This is a genomic window from Leptolyngbya sp. CALU 1928, from assembly GCF_056784215.1.
Window position 1 is genome coordinate 618,844 of sequence record NZ_JBXBCE010000001.1, and the last position, 18,131, is coordinate 636,974.

Here is an 18,131-nt window from a genome sequence, read left to right on the forward strand (position 1 = left end):
ATGAACTAGCCCTGCTCAAATAGGGGAGATGCAAAAGAGATCGCCGCCCTAGAATTTAGTGGATGTTGAAAAATAGGACTCCAGACCGATTTGCCTGCCTGTTTTGCCAGGGTATACCAGGGACTTACGCGAGGATCATGGTTAGAACTTTGAGCAATCGGTTGTTTGATTTGACCTTGAGCATTCAAGAGGTAATTGCGCCGCAAGCCGCGATCGGACTGCTTCAAGGTCGATAGATAGGAAAGCCCATTGGCAAACTTGGTAACACTGACAAATTCTTGTGCTTCGCTGGCATAGTAAACCGCCATCATCGATTCTAGAAATCGCTGTTCCGCCCAAAACTGATGCTGAATTTGATTAGGATCTTTTAGGCTAAGTGTTCCTGATTTAACGGCATTCAGGTTGATTTTATTGATCAACTGTGGCGCTTCTAAATAAGTACGGATGCGTTCTTGAATGCGATCGCTTACTTGACTGGTTAACTGAGTTGCAAAGCTGTTAACCGCCGCTTGCCCATTGCGAAACGACAAATAGCCTATTAGCCCCACTACACCCACTACTTGCAGCACAAATGGCAAAATCAGTACTAGTCGCAGTGGAATGCCACGCACGCGAGGCGGAAATTGAGGTTTAAGACCAGGTTTTTCCACGGAAACACCTAAGATTTATGGAAGCGGTGCATTGCAGCGATCGGGAAACACTCTTTAAAAAATGCCTAAAACGTTTTAGCGATCATCACTCCAGCTTTGATTGATGAAAACCCAAAATTTCTTCTGCTCAAAGGTTTAAAGCAGTTTCTGATCTTTGTCTTAAAAGCTTTATTCAACATACCCTAGACTAGGTGGAAGTTCATAGCGCAACAAGAGAGTGAAGGCGGATAAATGCGTCGCAATGGAGATAATTAGTGAGATAGTGCAACCACTAGAAATTTCAACGATAGCCTCAACACCTCTGACCCTGCAACAAGGTTTGGAGCATTACTATCAGGCAAATCCAACGTTTGTGCGCGATCGCGATATGCAAGTTGGCATTCTGCATATTCCCTGGCATGATTTGCAGCGCCACGACATCATGCATGTGGTCACGGGTTACAGCACCAGCTTGGATCACGAACTGCGGCTGATCGGCTTTTTGCTGACGGCGTTGACTTGGCGGCGACCCTGGTATTACTACCTTCAAAGCGTGGGCGTATTTTTGGAGCTACTGGCGCAATCGTTTCGGGGGGAAGCGTGGGGTGGCAACTACTTGAACCCAATGCAGGTTTGCCAACTCTATCTGCAAGGAATTCGTCAAGGCTTAACGGTTAGCAAAAAGATTGATGCCTATATTCAATCCGATCGCGTCATGGGGCGATCGCTAAAATCTCTGCGGGATGAATATGGGATCGCCAATATGGGCGCTTGGGATGAGTGATAGGGCGTTTCGACTGCGCTCAACCACTCATCCCAAGCGCCCAACACTGCAATCATCGGCGTTTCCACCAGACGGCGATCGCAGTTCCGAATGCGAATAAAGGCAAAATTCCCAACGCCAACCAACCCGCTAAGCTTGCCTGCGCCGTTGTCAGGTTAATCCGGCGATTTTTGGCATCCTTGGGGCGCACTGTGAGGGTCGGCTGCTCCTGTTGACTCAGCCAGCGCACCGAGTTGAAAAACACATCCCCGTTTGCCACCTGTTCTAGCAAGCCATTGGCAACAAAACTAGAATTACCAATCACCACCAGCCGGGACTCTGGTTTTTTCCCGCTTGCCGAACGAGTCAAGGCAAACCCCAACACCAAAGGTCCTTTCTGATCGGCAGGCGCATCATACTGAAGGGGTTGAGATTTCAAATTGCTTTCTGCCCAACTGGTGGCACTGGTAAACAATAAGGGTGTGGCTTGCACTCCGGTTACTTCTTTGATGCCCAAGGGTCGCGCCAGGGAGAAAAATGCTAAATTGCCCTGCAAATCTTTGGTAATGGGATGATCGCCAAACTGACTGACCATAGCATCCGCAGGTCCAAGGTTGACCAATTTACCGCCGCCAGAGGTGTCGATCGCCACGCGCTGATCCAACGACACGCCCCACTGATTCAGCAACGGTTCCAGCTTGGGGTCAGGATTGGTCGGGTCAATCAGCAGCAGTAAATTGCCGCCTGTGTCTAAATAGGTTTTGAGAGTAGTCACTTCAGCAGCTAATAAGGGCTTTTGCGGTCCAGCAACAACAATGACATCGGCATCCTCCGGCAGTTTTCGACTCTCTGCTAGATTGAGTGGTTTTGCGACAAAATTCTTTTCGCCTAGCAGCTTCACCGCTTGATCCATGGCTCCCTGTCCGCCATCGATCGCCCGTTCCCCATGCCCTTGTAAAAAATAAACCATGGATTTGCGATCGCTATTGATCTGCTCAATCGCGTTGGTCAGTTTCACCTCAGACAGGCGATCCTGAGCATTCACCGATTGCACAAATTGCTTACGCTGATTGGGCGATCGTTCCAAAATCACCTCGCCAATATTTTTTACCTCAAGCTGTTTTGCCAGGGAAGGCGCGGCTTGCGGATCGACAAACTCAAAGCTAAATTGTTTGCCCAGCCGCCGATAGCTTTCCAGCAATTCCCGATCTTGAGGATTTTGTTGCTTGTCAAACACCCACACCTTTACCGGCTGCGGCAAACTGCGAACCAACTCTTGGGTTTGGGGTGCCAGAGTAAACTGCTGATTTTCCGTCAAATCCACACGCCAAACATTCTTTGCGGCTAAAAAATTGAGCAGCCCCAAAATTGCCAGCACCGCCAGCGTTGTCACAACAGCATTTGCCCCCGCCTCCGTCGATCGCCGCCGCCAAAATTCCGGTTGATCCGACGGCGTACTGCCTAATGCCAGCAATCCCAGCCCCGCGATCGCCGCTCCTACCACCATCATTCCTACTGGAATTGCCCCCCAACTCCCCGACACCACCCCAGCCGTTAGCCCCGCCACAACCAGCATGGGAGCCAACCAGAACAGATATTTAAGAAAAGGACGGAGAGATTTCATAGAAGAGGCAAGGGGTGAGGGGAAACGACGAAGGGCGAATGACGATTGACGATTGGTGAACCCAAAACTCAAAACTCCTCCTGACTCACGATCGCTGAAACCGCAGTCCATCGATCGATTGGGCGGTCAGAAAAATGCCAAGAAAAATGTAGCTGGCAAAGACGATGAGGCTGCTGCTATCAACAATGCCCTGAACCAGGTTGGTGTAGTGCTTGAGTAGGGAGAAATGGGCGATCGCGTCACCCACTGAGCCGCCAATACTTTTGCCCAGCAGGTCAATTACCCAGAGGAATAGCACCAGCGCAAAGGTAAACACCGCCGCCAGAATCGTGCTTTCCGTCAGAGACGAGATGAACATACCGAGGGACAAAATGGCAGCCGCCAGCAAAATCAAACCCAAATGTCCAGAGAACATGATGGCACTACTGATTGGTGGACTACTGGCATTCAGGGCGATCGCTTGATAGACCATCAGCGGCAACACTAGCGTTGTGAAAAAAGTAACCACTGCCAGCAATTTTCCCACGGCGATCGCCCAATTGGTAATGGGCGACGTTGCCAGAAGCTCCAATGTCCGTCGCTTGCGTTCCTCCGCATACAGCCCCATGGACAGCACGGGCAAAATAAACAACGACAGCGACCCCAAAACACTCAAGAAAAACTGCAAAAATTGATAGGGTACATCCACGGAGGGCACCGGAATTCCCGCTTGCTGACCCACCAAATCAGCCTGCGCCGCTTGCTGAATAATTCCCTGCGGACCCAGCAGCAGCGCTACAAAGAAAAAACCCGCCAGCAGCCAAAACACCCCTGCAATCAGATACGCCAGCGGCGAGACAAAATAGCTCTGCAACTCCCGGCGATAGATCGCCACAATATTCGCAAAAACAACTTGAATCCTATTCAAAATTTTCATTTACGCCCCACACTTCCCTTGAAAACAACCATTGCCGCTTACCCAAATCCAAAATTCTGCATAGAAGCGTCCAAAGCAACCCAAAAATTGTCTTCCAAAAAACCTTGTGGAGGGGGCGTGGGGGCGACCCCAATGCTTTGGTTTTCCCTCTTTAGCCATCGCACCTACCCCTAGACGGCTTTTCTCAATAAGCTTAAGACTGATCCACCGGATGGAGTTCACCACCTATTTCACCACTCGCCTCTTCAGGTGTGACATCTTCCATGGTCAACTGCAAAAACACATCCTCCAAACTGGCTTCAACTCGCCGCATTTCCAACAAGCCCAACCCAGCCCCCACGATCGCCGCCGCCAGCGATCGCCCCACCAACTCGCCCTCAGCACCCACTACCCGCACCCGGCAAAATCCCTCTGGCAACTCAGCCGCCACCGCCTTCACATCCTGCACTCCCGCTAGCGATCGCAACACCCCTTGCGCCTCCTCCCAACTGCCTTCAATTTCCAGTTCATAGCCAGAACCGCCCACCCGCTGCGCCATCAACTGTTCCGGCGTATTCGTCGCCACCACTCGCCCTTGGTGAATAATCGCCACCCGATTACAGGTCATGCTGACTTCCGGCAAAATATGCGTTGAGAGAATCACCGTATGGCTGCCCGCCAAATTTTTGATCAAGTTGCGGACTTCGATAATTTGCCGTGGATCAAGCCCCACAGTCGGTTCATCCAAAATAATCACGGGGGGATCATGGACGATCGCCTGAGCAATGCCCACCCGCTGCCGATAGCCTTTAGAAAGCTTGCGAATCAGGCTAGACCGCCGTTCTGTCAAGCTAGTTTTCTCCAGTGCCGACGTAACCTTTGCAGTGCGATCGCCTGCATTCACGCCCTTAATCCGCGCCACAAAATGCAGAAATCCTTCCACTGTCATATCGGGATACAGCGGCGGCGTTTCGGGTAAATAGCCAATCCGCGATCGCACCGCCATCGAGTCAGAATGCACTTCATAACCTGCCACCTTCGCCGTTCCAGTGGTGGCTGGCAAATAGCCCGACAAAATCCGCATAGTGGTGGTTTTTCCGGCTCCGTTGGGTCCCAAAAAGCCCAAAATCTCCCCCGACTCCACGGAAAAGGTGACATCTGCGATTCCCATAGGGATCGTTCCACGACTTGTCGATGCCGTGCCGTAAATTTTGCTCAGATGCTCCACTTCAATCATGTCCACCTCATCTTGGTGCGACCTCATTGGGCTGCGATTAACCACTGCCTATCGTAGACCACTCAAGCGACGACTGTGTGACAGGATTTGTGAACTGATCTCTGTATCTTGCAGCTTAGAATGAAACCTAAGGAATCTGCCAAAGTGCCCCCCATGCCGTCATCGCTTTCCGAGACGACCTTCAACCCATTGATTCAGTTTTGAGGAATGAACAGCATGATTTTTCATATCACGACGCGATCGCAGTGGGAACAGGCACGACAACTCGGTGAATATCGAGTGGACAGTCTAGAGACAGAAGGGTTCATTCATTGCTCTACATCTGCTCAAGTTGTGGGATCTGCTAACCGTTTTTATCGTGGACAAACCGGACTGGTGTTACTCAAGATAGAGTGCGATCGCCTCAAAGCCCCTATACAATTTGACGAAATTGAAACCGGAGAGTTATTTCCTCATCTCTACGGCTCACTCAATCTAGATGCCGTGGTTGAAGTGATAGAGTTTGAACTAGAGTCAGCTAGTTTTGATATCTCTTCCACTGAAAGCTTGTAGCAGTTCGATAACTCAGTGGGTAAGCTAGGTTTAGCGAACGGGACTAAATCAAACAGTTATGGATAATAGTGAGCTACAGAAGAGACACTTTGCTGCTCTTAGAGCCAAATATCAAGTAGGTCAATATAAGAGTTCTGCGTCTGATAGTTTCTTATATCTGATACTGAGAAAAGCCGACTTGAGTATTCAAGTTCCAAATCTAGAGCTTCAATGGTTAGCAGAGAATAACCTTTTTGCAGCCGTTGAAACCATTCACTTACAGCAATACCAAGCAGAAGATCATAAGAGGCTGGAGGCTGAATTTCTACAACTGCAAACTAAATACCATATTCCAAAAGATTTAGAGCTTCCGCTCACTAGCCCAGTTTATTCGATCTGCTGGAAATTGGATGCGGGAGATACTGTTACAGATTCAGAACTTGAATTACTAAATAATCAGGGTTTCATAGACACAGTTATCCTGATTCAGGATATTCTAAACTTTTCAAAACTAAAAGTTAACTATAAGGCAACCAAACACCTAAATCAGTTGCCTGAAGAGCCTCTCTGTTCAATCCTAAAGAAGCTTGATATAAAGGAGCAATTAACTGACTCTGAAGCTGATTGGCTACTAGAGTATGATTTTGAAGAAACACTAGAAATTCATTGGCAGCAGGAGAATGAGAGAAAAGCTGAACTTGAATTTGCAGAATTAAAGTCTAAATATCGAGTTGATTCGCATCCAGATACTTCTATTTCTAGCCTGCTCTATTCCATTTTAAAGAAATTGAAAGCGAAAAAAGAATTAGAGCATAGTGAATGTAAATGGTTGAAACAGCAAAACCTAAACGAGTTAATCACAATTGATCGAAATCGTAAAGATAGAAGATACTTTGCGGAACTTAAAGATAAATATAAAGCGACTCAATATCTAATCTCCGATCCTTCTAGTCGTTTATTTCTAATCCTTAGAGAGCTTGAATTTAGTGAGTTAAAAAATTCAAATATTTCTAGAGACTTGAGAGCGGTAGTTGAAAACATAGAATTTCAAATCTCCGAAAAGGATATTCAATGGTTGGCAGAGGAAGGACTTATTGAAACAGGAGAGATTGCCAAACAGATTCATTTCAAGACATTAAAAGCTAAATATCAGATGGTGGGTCAATTAGAGATCGCTCCATTTTATGAAATTATGCTCAAACTTGAGCGTGAGGAGAGACTCGACCCAAAACAAGTTATTCAACTTATTGAAGAAGGTCGTCTTTCTCGACATGGAAAGATAGCGATCGCCTACTATCGATTAGAAGCCATGTTTTATGAAAGAGAATATCAACGAACGGGCAACACACGAAATTTGCCCAGTGCGAGTAGTAACTGGCGTAAAGCAGACAATCCTGAAAGAGCGTTGAAAGTCACAGAGAAGGTGAACTGGAACAGCATACCAGAATCTGATCTGAAATCGGCTCTATGGGTAACGAGAGGTGCAGCTTTTCGAGATCTTGCTCAGCTAGGTGAAGCAGAAAACTGTGCAATGCAAGCGATGGAATGCCAACCTGATAGCCACCAACCCTATACCTTGCTGGGCGCAATCTGCTATGACAGAGGTAAATATTCTGAAGGTGATCACTGGTTTGAGATGGCGGCAGAGCGTGGGGCTAATGATACTGAGGATCAGATTGAAAGAATTGTCAGAATGACAAAAGATAAAAAGAAACGTAGAGAAGTTGCGGAGTATCTTCTCAGCAAAGATCCAGTTCAATATCAGTGGGCAAATTCGTATCTTAAATAGAAGGAACTATGGAAGCATTGATTGCAGAAATTGTGCGAGGACTCCAGTCTCTACCCAAAGTTAAGTTCCTGGAAGTTTTAGACTTTGTTAATTTTTAAAGTACAACAAAGAGCATTTAATATTACAGCAATCAGAAGATTATCTTATTCAAGAAACTGAAGAATTTGAGGCAATCGCTGATCATTTAGCGGACGAATTCCAACTGTACTTTGGAACTACCGTACCTGCTCTATCAGATTATGCTGTGAGTCGAGTGGCAATCTATGAGGAGTCTCCCTGAAGGAATCGTGGCTGTTGCACCAGAAACTGTTAGGGTAACCACATAACATTGCGTTGATTTTGTTATTCGTAAAATTCTCCCATGGCAACCATTCTTCGAGATCTCAGCTATCGCTATCAATGGCTTTATGACGGCATTTCTCGGTTGTCGGCGTTGAGTGTGGGCGGCGAAGAGCGATTTCGTCGGCTGGCATTGGAGGGACTAAGGATTGAACCAGAAACTGCTGTGCTGGATTTATGCTGTGGCAGTGGACAGACGACCCAGGTATTAGTTGAGCGATCGCATCAGGTGACTGGGCTAGATGCCTCACCGTTTTCCATCAAGCGCGCCCAGAAAAATGTGCCCCAAGCCGAGTATGTGGAAGCCTTTGCCGAGGCGATGCCCTTTGCCGATAACCAGTTTGATCTGGTACATAGCAGCGTTGCCATGCACGAAATGGAACCCGACCAACTGCAAAAAATCTTTAGCGAAGTGCATCGGGTCTTGAAACCAGGCGGCTCCTTTGCCATGGTGGATTTTCATCAGCCGACGAATCCAGTGTTTGTGCCAGGAATAGTTATCTTTTTGCTACTGTTTGAAACCGAAACCGCTTGGCACCTACTCAAAACAGATTTAGTAGAAGCGCTGACGGCGATCGGGTTTCAGGTGACGAAGCACGCTCTCCATGCGGGCGGCAGCTTGCAGGTGATTCAGGCACAAAAAGGCTAACCTAACCTTTCTTCTCTAGCTTTTTCTTCTCTGGCAAATTGCGAGGCGGCACGGCGCGTCCTTGATAAAACTGACGTTCCAAAGTGCCCAGCCATAGCCAGAGTCCACCTGCGGTTAGGGGAATCATCGCCATCAGAATTGCAATAGATTGGGATGGAGTGCCGGACGCAAGGGTGAGGAGTGGCAGCACTGCCCACAGAATTGCCCCGGCGATCGCCATTCCTAACCGAAGTCTTTGAATATTAGCAAGGGCAGCGCGACAACTGGCGCAGTGTTGAGTGTGGGACTGGTAGCGATCGAGCAGTACCGCATCTGTTAACGGTGGCGTTAGCCGTTGCTCTGGAAACGGATCGGCTTCATAGTCAGTTACCCACTTCCGCAGCGCAGAAACATAGGCATCGGCACGAGTCGGCAGATAAAATGCCTTGGCAAGATTGGCACCGCCCCCTTTCGCTTCTAGATAGCGCTCTTGATGGTGCAAGAAAATCTGATCGTCTTCCAAAATGGCGTTGTTGCCAATGTGAGAATACCAGCGGGGTGTGAGCTTGATGAAAAAGGCAGGCAGTTTCGAGGAAAACTGAAACGGAAACCGAGCAAACACCCGACACTCGCCTTTTCGCATAGGAGTCGCGTATACAACCGTCATGGTGCGGCCAAACTGCTTAGAGGTGAGATCATGCCACATCAAGTTAGGGGCAATAAATCTGGTGTGCTGCGACCCTAACGTGCCCTTGCGGGGTCCGGCTTCCCAAAAGCCATCGAACCCCTGTTTTCCGGTTTGCACTACTTCCAGTTCTACAGGAGAGGCGGTGGATCGGTTGCCTACAGAGCGATGATGGGTAAACGGAACATGGCTAGAATCCAGGACATTTTCTAGCAGGGTGAGCGCATCGTAGGGCAAATCGCGAAAGGTGTTGAGGCAAACCCACTTGTCTGGGTCTTCTTCCAGCGGCTCGATAATAGGAATGCTAACCTGCAAAGCATTTTCGGACTTGCCAGGGTAGATAAACAGCAAACCCTGTCGTTCTATGGTGGGGAAAACAGTGGCACAGGCTCGTTTCGATTCATTGGCACGATCGCCCGTGGGCTGCTGAGGAATGCGATCGCACTCACCATCACCCTTAAACGCCCAGCCATGATAGGGACACTCTAGCAGTCCATCCTCGGCAATTCGCCCTTCCGATAGGGGCACCAACCGATGGGGACATTGATCGGCAAAAGCCCGCCAGCAGTTCGCCTGTTGATCCCACCAGATCACCAGATCTTGATCCAACAATGTGAACTTAGTCGGCTTCGTTTTATCCAGATCGCGAACGTAGTGAACCGGATACCAGGCTTCGGTAGGATGAAAGCGGTTCGGGTCACTGCCGCCCGCAGGCAGCGGGTTCGTTGAGGAAGTAGAGATGCGATCGCGGGTCAACATGACAAACTTGTGCCTTGATCAAGAAAACTTTCTTTAAGAATCTTAACAATTTTGCAGGCGACTCGCCGATGTTTTCAGGTGGCGTGCAATCTTCGCCTGCTATGTTTTGGATTAAACAAAGATTTTCACCTAGCCGTTTTACATTTCTAAATCACATCTAAATCACAATGACTGGTTTTATTGTCAAAGTTTTTGGGCTTTCAACCCTCATTTCTGTTGCCATCAAATATGGTGCGCCCTATCTTGCGGTTTCTGAAACGAATGCAACGGCGATCGCGGTGGTCTTGTTGCCAAGTATACTAATGGCGATCGCGTTGGGTTGGCGATCTCGATAGTTCTGGGAGCGGCTTGTGAAACTGGGAGAATGGATTGCGCTACTGGGGTTAGTTGCCTCTGTTTATATTCTTTGGCAAATCAAAGAGGTGCTGCTGCTGGTGTTTGCGGCAGTCGTGCTTGCCAATAGCTTAAATTTGTTTGCGCGGTGGCTGCGAAAAAAATTGGGAATTCAGCGATCGCTCGCCGTGTTGATCGCCATTGGATTTTTGGTGGCTGCGCTAGCGCTATTTTTCCAAATCATCGTGCCAGCCTTTGCCAAACAGATTCAAGAAATCTATATTTTGGTGCCCCAGGGAATCAGCCAGCTAAACACCTGGGTTAATTCGGTGGATGATGTAGTTCCTGATAACCTTGAGCGCTACGTTCCAGATGTGGATGATTTGATTCAGCAGGCAACGCCGTTTGGTAACCGCTTGCTGGGTGGCTCCTTTGCCCTCTTCTCCGATTCTTTGGGGTCATTGCTAAATGTCCTGCTGATTGTGGTGCTGGGCATTATGATGCTGGTGAATCCTGCTGCCTATCGCGGTGGATTTATCCGATTTTTCCCATCGTTTTATCGGCGGCGAGTGGATAGCATTCTCGAAGAGTGTGAAAGCTCGTTGGGAAGCTGGATCGTAGCAGCGCTGATCAGCATGAGCGTGATTGCCGTGCTTAGTACCCTCGGGCTGTCGATTATTGGAGTCAAAGCAGCGTTGGCAAATGGGGTGTTGGCAGGCTTGCTGAACTTTATTCCTAACCTGGGTCCCGCCTTTAGCGTGGTGCCCCCGATGGCGATCGCCCTGCTGGACTCCCCCGTGAAAGCGCTGCTGGTACTCGGTCTTTACGTTGCCATTCAACAGTTTGAGAGCAACTTTCTCACGCCCTACGTTATGTCGCAACAGGTTAATTTGCTGCCTGCCATTACCTTACTGGCTCAAGTTTTCTTCGCTACCATCTTTGGTTTTTGGGGCTTGCTGCTTGCCCTACCTCTCGTCGTCGTTTGCCAAATCTGGATTCGACGAGTGCTGGTAGAAGACATTATGGATCGGTGGAATACACCACTCCCTAACAAACGAGCTTTCCAATCTCCTACTGCTGACGACCCTGCCGTCCTCACCGAAACCGTCCTGCAACCCACTGACAATCCCCTGGAACCAGACGACCTCTGGGCAGATACGGCGGACAAGACGGAAAAATAGTCTTAAGTTTTTCCTTCCACCTTTTTACTTTTACCTTTTACCCTTTACCTTCCCATGCTTCAAGCCCTGATTTTCGATGTAGATGGAACCCTTGCCGATACCGAGCGAGATGGACACCGCATTGCGTTTAACCGAGCCTTTGCCGAGTCTGGACTGGACTGGGAATGGACGGTGGAACGCTATGGTGAATTGCTAGAAACCACGGGCGGCAAGGAGCGATTGCAGCAATATTTGAAGGAAGATCAGCCCGATTACCCCTTAGCCACCGATGCGCCCACGTGGGCAGCTACGATTCACAAGCTGAAAACGAAACACTACAAAGCCTTGATTCAGGCAGGCAGCATTCCTTTGCGTCCGGGAGCGCACAGGCTGATTCAGGAAGCGCGGGAAGCGGGAGTGAGACTGGCGATCGCCACCACGACCACGCCAGAAAACGTAACGGCACTGTTGGAAGCTGCCCTCGCGCCCGATAGTCTCTCCTGGTTTGAGGTAATTGCGGCGGGAGATATTGTTCCGGCGAAAAAGCCGGCTCCTGATATTTATCTGTATGCCCTCGAAAAAATGGGGCTGAAGCCAGAGGATTGTTTGGCACTAGAAGATTCGCAGCAAGGCTTAAAATCTGCCGTTCAAGCGGGGCTGAAAACGGTGATCACGCTGAATGATTACACGAAAAACCACAACTTTTCAGGAGCGGCGATCGTGCTGGATCAGTTTGGCGAACCCGATGCGCCTTTTCAAGTGATCGCAGGCAATTCAGGCGGCAAATCCTATTTTGATCTAGCACTGGCGCGATCTCTGGCAGAAGGGCAATAATTCCGCAAATCCCAAACCCGCAGGTTCAAACTGTGACCGAACTCGATGGATCGAAGGAACCTTGAAATAGTTACAATGTTCAAGCGTTAGCGTTGGTGTCGCAACGACTGACCGTAAACAGGTACGACACAGGAGGCTTGCTGTGAAAGAAATTTTAGTCAGTGTAGGAGTGATGCTGGCATGTGTGCTGGTGCTAGTCGTTTCTCAGTTTAGCGCTGGACACTCCGCGATCGCGTCTCAACTGCCAACGACGGAAACGATTGAAGCCACCTTTGCCCCGTCTGCCCAACTGATCGCGCAATCTTCTGAAATCCCTATTACAACTGCAAAAAAAGTGGAAGCATCTAAAAATTACGTTACAACCGCCTCTGGTCTTAAATATCTTGATTTGGTTGAAGGCACGGGTGCTGATCCGGTCAAAGGTCAAACCGTGAGTGTGCATTACATCGGCACTCTGGAAGATGGCACCAAGTTTGATAGCTCTCGCGATCGCGGCGCTCCCTTTAAATTCAAGCTGGGGGCTGGACAAGTGATCAAAGGCTGGGATGAAGGGCTTTCCACCATGAAAGTTGGCGGTCGTCGGCAGTTGGTGATTCCGCCCGGATTAGGGTACGGCGATCGCGGAGCCGGTGGCGTGATTCCGCCCAATGCAACTCTAATATTTGACGTGGAACTTTTGGGCGCTGGGTAAAAAAGTTTCGAGTCTTGAGTTTCGAGAGCTATGGGGCGGTTAAGTAACGCCCTTGGCAACGAGAAATGCATTGAAAGTGGGGCGATCGGGCATTGCAGCTTGCGCCCCTTTTTTTGTGGTCGCCAAAGCGCCCGCCGCCGCACCCCAAATCACCGCCTGCTGGAGTAAGGCACCTTCTACTAACGCCGCCGCCAAGCCTCCCGCAAAGGCATCTCCTGCCGCCACGGTGTCGATCGCTTCCACTGTAAACGCTGGAACAAAAAATGTTTCATCCGGCGTGGCACAAAAGACCCCTTGAGCGCCCAGCTTGATGATCACGGTTTTGACTCCCTGGTGTTGCAGCGCCTTAGCCGCCATCGCCGCAGTTTCAGGGGAATTCACCGAAAAACCACCCAACTGTCCGGCTTCTATTTCATTGGGTACAAGAATATCGATGAATGGATATAAGGACGCGATCGCTTCATCGGGCACCGGAGCCGGATCGAGAATCACCTGAATCCCTGCGGCATGAGCCACTTGCGCCGCTTGCTTCACAGCCGCGATCGGGATCTCTAATTGCAACAGCAAAAGCTTGGTGCCAGACAGCCGGGTCTTCAGCCGCTCTACATCCGTCTCATCCACAGTGCCATTTGCCCCAAACACCCCAATAATTTGGTTCTCGCCCGTTGCCGCCACCGTGATCACCGCCACGCCAGAATGAGTACCATCCACCAGAACGCCATCCGTTCCAACACCGACGGCTTTCAACCCGGCTAAAAGCTCCAGCCCAAACGCATCGTCGCCCACGCGACCAATAATTTCTGTCGAAATACCCAACTTTGCCGCCGCCACCGCCTGATTTGCGCCCTTACCGCCCGGTGTCGTGTAAAAATCTGAGCCAATCAGCGTTTCACCCGACTCAAGTAAGCGCGGTGTTCGCACGACCAAATCCATATTCAGGCTGCCAAAGACAACGATAGACATGATTTACCAGCCCCAGCTTCCAGCCGCACCTTTAAACGGACCCACCACATCATGGGTAATCCAGCCGCCATAAAAGCCACCGGGCTGAGGCTCCACTTTTTCGCCATCCACGTAGCAGGCATCCATGGGGGCTGGATAAAAAGCCACATGATCTTTGATATCGGCAAAGTCATCTGTTGGCTGTGGATAATACCAGCCGACATTTTCAGCCTGCTTATCCCCTACCACAACCGTATAGTAAGCGCCCTGTCCTTTCCATTCGCAGTAAGTAGCGCGTGGACTTTTCACCAAATATTCCAGCTTGATGTCAGTCGGAGGAATGTAATAAACAGGCGGATGGCTGGTTTCCACGACTCGTTTAGCGTGATGAGTATCGGCGATCGCCACTCCATTAAAAATAATTTGGATGTGTTTTGAGGTTTCTTCCAAGCGTGGAGGGCGGGGATAGTCCCACACAGATTCTTGACCGGGCTGAGGATCGATGCGATCGGGATGCATAGTGAACCTAGATAAAAAAAGAGCAACTTATAACTCTGTAATACTAACTCTGTAATATCTTTGACGTTCAAGCATCCTCTTTATAAGTCAACTTCGACTACTGGTTACGCAATGTCACAAGATTAAGAGTGCGATCGCCCAACGCTACATCAGCGTCGCAGAAACCTATACTGAGACAGTCTGTGAATTATAATTCCAAGTTGGGTCAGGGGGATGTCTATTCGCCCGTTGTCAGAGTACACTCGAAATGAAGAGTGGTCAGTCACTCTTTGGCGCTATGCTGACACTGCCTTAATGTGTTGGGATGCATCATAGGGGAAGTTTTTTCTTTAAATGCAGTCTGTGTTGACTACACAACCCACTCCTCATTTGCTGCTCCGTACTGATTCGGGCTACCGTCGCTTGCCGTTGACTGGGACAAACTGTTGGACAGTAGGTCGCAGTGAGGACAATAACTTCGTACTGCCAGATCGGTGGATTTCGCGTAATCATGCCATGTTGCAGTACATGGAAAGCGGTGAGTTTTATTTGATCGATTTAGGTAGCCGCAACGGGTCGTTTGTCAATGATCGCCGTGTTAGCATTCCCGTCACGCTTAAAAACGGTGACCATCTTACCTTCGGGCAAACTGAGCTTGAGTTTTACTGTCCGTCTTCAAAGCATTTTGAAGAGGTAGAACCAGGGAGTGAAAAAGATTTCACCGCAACAGCAACTTTGCATGTGCGACGGTTGATTTCAGTACTGGTCGTAGACATTCGCAACTTCACTGGATTAACCCGTCAGCTTGATGAAAAAATACTTTCTGAAATGATTGGGACTTGGTTCCGCCATGCGGGAGAGATTATTCGTGAAAACGGCAGTTGGGTTGATAAGTATATCGGCGATGCGGTGATGGCAGTTTGGATTCACGGCGCACAAGAAGTGGATAACCATGAAATGCTACAAATTTTGCAGGCACTTAGCGCGATGCAAAAAATGACCACCGATCTCTATAATCATTATCCCCTACCGTTTCCACTGCGGATTGGTGCGGGAATTAACACAGGTCATGCCATGGTTGGCAATACGGGCAGTGGCGATCGCCCAGATTACACAGCTTTGGGTGATACCGTCAATGCTGCCTTCCGCTTAGAAACGTCTACCAAGGAAATTGGCAAAGATATTTCTGTAGGTAAAACGACTTTTCAATATATCTCAACCTTGGGGAACGGCTCCACGCCCTTGTCAGAGCATACCGTCACAATGCATGGCTATGAGGCACCCGCGATCGCCTATGCTTGCACCTTTCCTGAACTCGAAACGTTTCTCAAAAAAGCTGAGTGCAACAGCACTGAGTCATAGTTTTTGTAGCGCTATTCTTGCTTGCATGAGCTAACTCACACGTCTCACACCCGCCCCCTAATTACTCTGTTTTAACAGGTTCTGTCCACCAGCGATCCGCTTGCACTAAGGTATGAACTTGCCATTCAGGTTGCGTTTGTGGATAGTCTAGGCGATAGTGTCCACCTCGGCTTTCTGTGCGGAAGTTAGCGCTTTTCAGCATTAAACCAGCCACTTCTAGTAAGTTCCGCGTTTCGCCCCATAGCCGCAAAATAGGGGCGAGATTGGGCGAAGTGAATTCAATTGTTTGCCCCGGATTCACTGCCTGTAGCGATCGACTCATGGGAAGGGCTGCCAACTCCTGTTGCCAGATTTCAACTTGAGCGATCGCCGCTTCCATCTGGTGTTGATTTCGACAAATTCCAGCACTTTGCCACATCAAGCGCGGCAGTTCTCGCCGCAAAAGTTCTAAAGATTCAATCTCAGAGGGACTAGGACAAAGATTTTGCTCGCCATTCGCCACTCGCCATATCTCCTGCGGAGACGCTACGCGAACGCCACTCGTCATTTCCCATTCGCCACTCGTCATTTCTCGAAACTGAGCACCAAACACCAAACATTCCAACAACGAGTTACTCGCGAGGCGATTAGCACCCTGTACGCCCGTGCTAGCGGTTTCGCCCACTGCATACAAGCCTGAAATAGAGGTGCGGTTAGCGATATCTGTGGTGATGCCCCCCATCCAATAGTGGGCGGCAGGTGCAACGGGGATCGGTTCGTTAAAAACATCAATTCCCCACCGTTTGCACACTTGGATAATGTTAGGGAACCGATGCTGAATTTTATCAGCAGGAATGGAGCGCAAATCGAGCCAGACATGGGCAGTTGCCGGATCGGTTTTGGTGGCTTGTAGATAGCTGAAAATGGCTCGACTGACCACATCTCGTGGCGCTAGTTCCCCATCAGGATGGTAGTCAAAAGCAAAACGCCGTCCCTGATCATCCACTAAATGGGCACCTTCACCCCGCACTGCTTCACTAATGAGAAATCGAGGCGCACCTGGTTTCGTTAAAGCGGTAGGGTGAAATTGAACAAATTCTAAATCCCGTAGGGTCGCTCCAGCCCGATGGGCGATCGCCACACCATCGCCCGTACTCAACTCTGGATTCGTCGTTTGGGCAAACACCTGTCCGCCGCCGCCAGTCGCCAAAATTACGGCTCCAGCGCGAATCCAACCGATTTGTTCTCCGTAAACAATCGCAACACCTAAGCAGCGTTGAGTTGTGTCATCCATCCACAGATCCAGCGCAAAGCCTTGCAGCACTTGAATATTTTTCTGAATCAGAACCTGTTCTGCTAAGGTGCTGACGAGGGCACGTCCAGTGGTATCGGCAGCATGAAGCACCCGACGACGAGAGTGGGCGGCTTCTAGGGTTAAGGCTAAGGTGCCGCGATCGCGATCAAAGCCCACTCCCATTTCCACCAGCGCCTGAATACACGAGGGCGCTTGCTCTACCAAAAACTTAACCGCATCATAATCACATAAGCCTGCCCCAGCGCTAAGAGTATCCTGGATATGTAGATCTGAAGAATCGTTTGGGTCAATTACAGCCGCGATTCCACCCTGCGCCCAATCACTGGCTGACAGGGAAATTGGCTCTTTGGTGATCAGACCAATGCTGAGATGTTTGGGCAAGCAAAGCGAGGTGTATAGCCCTGCTGCACCCGCTCCAATAATCAGCACATCAAAGGCTGGGAGCAGTGACAGAGATTGAGGTGTTGCTGCAAAGCTAGAAGACAAGGGCTAACCCCATAAACAGATTTTTCTGAGAAAGTGGTGGATAAAAAAAAGTTGCTCTTTGTCTACTTTAAGCATAGACATTGAGCAACTTAAGATAGGCGGTAGGAAAATGATCTAACGATAGATGCCGTTATTAATTCGGTCTGCCCCTTCAACCAACGCTGATTCTTGAGTGGTTGCGGTGAAGCTATCTAGGTTTGTCCGCAAGATTTCCTTTTGGCGATCGCTTAAGCCATCAATCTCCAATACATCCTCTACGTTTTCGTAGGGGGCGTTTTTAACAATTAAGCTTGCCAAAGTCGGATACATCCCTTGATATAACCGAAATGACCGCATATTGGTATTGTTCAAATCGATTTTTGCACCCAACTCGTTCATTTTGTCGCTAACAACATCCCGAAGATCGGCTTCGGCTTCTACTTCTGCTTTCGCAAAAAACCTAGGGGCTGAAGCGGTATTGAGCCAGCTAAATTGAGCGATCGAAAGTTGGCTGGCTGAAGCAGTTTGGGTCGTAGCGAATGCAGTTTGGCTTAAACCTGACCAACTCAAAAAGCTAACCATGCAGGTTACCAACAGGCAGAATAGTCGTTTCATAAAGTTCATATCTCCCATTCCATCTCACGGAATTTTGATGATGTGTGGTATTTCTTAG

18 protein-coding genes are annotated in these 18,131 nt (G+C 49.2%); 9 read left to right on the forward strand and 9 right to left on the reverse strand.

Annotated elements, in window-relative coordinates:
- Positions 1 to 5: 5 nt before the first annotated feature.
- The gene (locus tag AC1S5B_RS02775) at positions 6 to 650 is read right to left on the reverse strand and encodes a PDC sensor domain-containing protein (RefSeq protein WP_482034195.1); all 645 of its coding nucleotides are present in this window, start codon (positions 648 to 650) and stop codon (positions 6 to 8) included.
- Between the two features lie 262 nt (positions 651 to 912).
- On the opposite strand from AC1S5B_RS02775, the gene AC1S5B_RS02780 reads away from it, so the two are divergent.
- Complete coding sequence (locus AC1S5B_RS02780) at positions 913 to 1,413, forward strand: hypothetical protein (protein ID WP_482034196.1); 501 nt, start codon at positions 913 to 915, stop codon at positions 1,411 to 1,413.
- Between the two features lie 52 nt (positions 1,414 to 1,465).
- On the opposite strand, the gene AC1S5B_RS02785 is transcribed toward AC1S5B_RS02780, so the two are convergent.
- The 3 genes from AC1S5B_RS02785 to AC1S5B_RS02795 all read right to left on the reverse strand — a co-directional run bounded on the left by AC1S5B_RS02785 (position 1,466) and on the right by AC1S5B_RS02795 (position 5,175).
- Entirely contained in the window at positions 1,466 to 3,016 is a 1,551-nt protein-coding gene (locus tag AC1S5B_RS02785) for a GldG family protein (RefSeq protein ID WP_482034197.1), read from the reverse strand.
- An 85-nt stretch (positions 3,017 to 3,101) separates the two neighbouring features.
- Positions 3,102 to 3,932, reverse strand: coding sequence for an ABC transporter permease (locus AC1S5B_RS02790; RefSeq protein ID WP_482034198.1), 831 nt, complete (start codon positions 3,930 to 3,932; stop codon positions 3,102 to 3,104).
- Positions 3,933 to 4,125: 193 nt separating this feature from the next.
- A complete protein-coding gene (locus tag AC1S5B_RS02795) occupies positions 4,126 to 5,175 on the reverse strand; it encodes an ABC transporter ATP-binding protein (protein WP_482034199.1) in 1,050 nt (349 codons plus the stop codon).
- Between the two features lie 189 nt (positions 5,176 to 5,364).
- On the opposite strand from AC1S5B_RS02795, the gene AC1S5B_RS02800 reads away from it, so the two are divergent.
- The 3 genes from AC1S5B_RS02800 to AC1S5B_RS02810 all read left to right on the forward strand — a co-directional run bounded on the left by AC1S5B_RS02800 (position 5,365) and on the right by AC1S5B_RS02810 (position 8,456).
- Positions 5,365 to 5,700 carry a DUF952 domain-containing protein gene (locus AC1S5B_RS02800; RefSeq protein WP_482034200.1) on the forward strand — a complete coding sequence of 112 codons (336 nt, stop codon included), beginning with the start codon at positions 5,365 to 5,367 and terminating at the stop codon, positions 5,698 to 5,700.
- 58 nt (positions 5,701 to 5,758) lie between these two features.
- Positions 5,759 to 7,468, forward strand: a complete 1,710-nt coding sequence (locus AC1S5B_RS02805) for a hypothetical protein (protein WP_482034201.1) — start codon at positions 5,759 to 5,761, stop codon at positions 7,466 to 7,468.
- Positions 7,469 to 7,829: 361 nt separating this feature from the next.
- The gene (locus AC1S5B_RS02810) at positions 7,830 to 8,456 is read left to right on the forward strand and encodes a class I SAM-dependent methyltransferase (protein WP_482034202.1); all 627 of its coding nucleotides are present in this window, start codon (positions 7,830 to 7,832) and stop codon (positions 8,454 to 8,456) included.
- Between the two features lies 1 nt (position 8,457).
- Here the strand turns inward: AC1S5B_RS02810 and AC1S5B_RS02815 are convergent, their stop codons facing one another.
- Positions 8,458 to 9,879, reverse strand: coding sequence for an aromatic ring-hydroxylating dioxygenase subunit alpha (locus AC1S5B_RS02815; protein WP_482034203.1), 1,422 nt, complete (start codon positions 9,877 to 9,879; stop codon positions 8,458 to 8,460).
- Between the two features lie 167 nt (positions 9,880 to 10,046).
- Between AC1S5B_RS02815 and AC1S5B_RS02820 the strand changes: the two genes are divergently transcribed.
- The 4 genes from AC1S5B_RS02820 to AC1S5B_RS02835 all read left to right on the forward strand — a co-directional run bounded on the left by AC1S5B_RS02820 (position 10,047) and on the right by AC1S5B_RS02835 (position 12,897).
- Positions 10,047 to 10,214, forward strand: a complete 168-nt coding sequence (locus AC1S5B_RS02820) for a hypothetical protein (protein WP_482034204.1) — start codon at positions 10,047 to 10,049, stop codon at positions 10,212 to 10,214.
- A gap of 15 nt (positions 10,215 to 10,229) precedes the next feature.
- Positions 10,230 to 11,393 (forward strand): AI-2E family transporter, encoded by a 1,164-nt coding sequence (locus AC1S5B_RS02825; protein ID WP_482034205.1) that lies wholly within the window; start codon positions 10,230 to 10,232, stop codon positions 11,391 to 11,393.
- 54 nt (positions 11,394 to 11,447) lie between these two features.
- Positions 11,448 to 12,206, forward strand: coding sequence for an HAD family hydrolase (locus AC1S5B_RS02830; protein ID WP_482034206.1), 759 nt, complete (start codon positions 11,448 to 11,450; stop codon positions 12,204 to 12,206).
- A gap of 142 nt (positions 12,207 to 12,348) precedes the next feature.
- Complete coding sequence (locus AC1S5B_RS02835; RefSeq protein WP_482034207.1) at positions 12,349 to 12,897, forward strand: FKBP-type peptidyl-prolyl cis-trans isomerase; 549 nt, start codon at positions 12,349 to 12,351, stop codon at positions 12,895 to 12,897.
- 39 nt (positions 12,898 to 12,936) lie between these two features.
- Here the strand turns inward: AC1S5B_RS02835 and rbsK are convergent, their stop codons facing one another.
- Together rbsK and AC1S5B_RS02845 are read right to left on the reverse strand one after the other, a co-directional pair.
- Complete coding sequence (gene rbsK / locus AC1S5B_RS02840) at positions 12,937 to 13,860, reverse strand: ribokinase (protein WP_482034208.1); 924 nt, start codon at positions 13,858 to 13,860, stop codon at positions 12,937 to 12,939.
- Between the two features lie 3 nt (positions 13,861 to 13,863).
- Entirely contained in the window at positions 13,864 to 14,358 is a 495-nt protein-coding gene (locus AC1S5B_RS02845) for a DUF427 domain-containing protein (RefSeq protein WP_482034209.1), read from the reverse strand.
- A gap of 342 nt (positions 14,359 to 14,700) precedes the next feature.
- Between AC1S5B_RS02845 and AC1S5B_RS02850 the strand changes: the two genes are divergently transcribed.
- A complete protein-coding gene (locus tag AC1S5B_RS02850) occupies positions 14,701 to 15,699 on the forward strand; it encodes an FHA domain-containing protein (RefSeq protein WP_482034210.1) in 999 nt (332 codons plus the stop codon).
- A 61-nt stretch (positions 15,700 to 15,760) separates the two neighbouring features.
- On the opposite strand, the gene nadB is transcribed toward AC1S5B_RS02850, so the two are convergent.
- Both nadB and psbU read right to left on the reverse strand, forming a co-directional pair.
- Entirely contained in the window at positions 15,761 to 17,479 is a 1,719-nt protein-coding gene (gene nadB, locus AC1S5B_RS02855; protein ID WP_482034211.1) for an L-aspartate oxidase, read from the reverse strand.
- Between the two features lie 114 nt (positions 17,480 to 17,593).
- The gene (gene psbU / locus AC1S5B_RS02860) at positions 17,594 to 18,073 is read right to left on the reverse strand and encodes a photosystem II complex extrinsic protein PsbU (RefSeq protein WP_482034212.1); all 480 of its coding nucleotides are present in this window, start codon (positions 18,071 to 18,073) and stop codon (positions 17,594 to 17,596) included.
- Between the last annotated feature and the right edge of the window lie 58 nt (positions 18,074 to 18,131).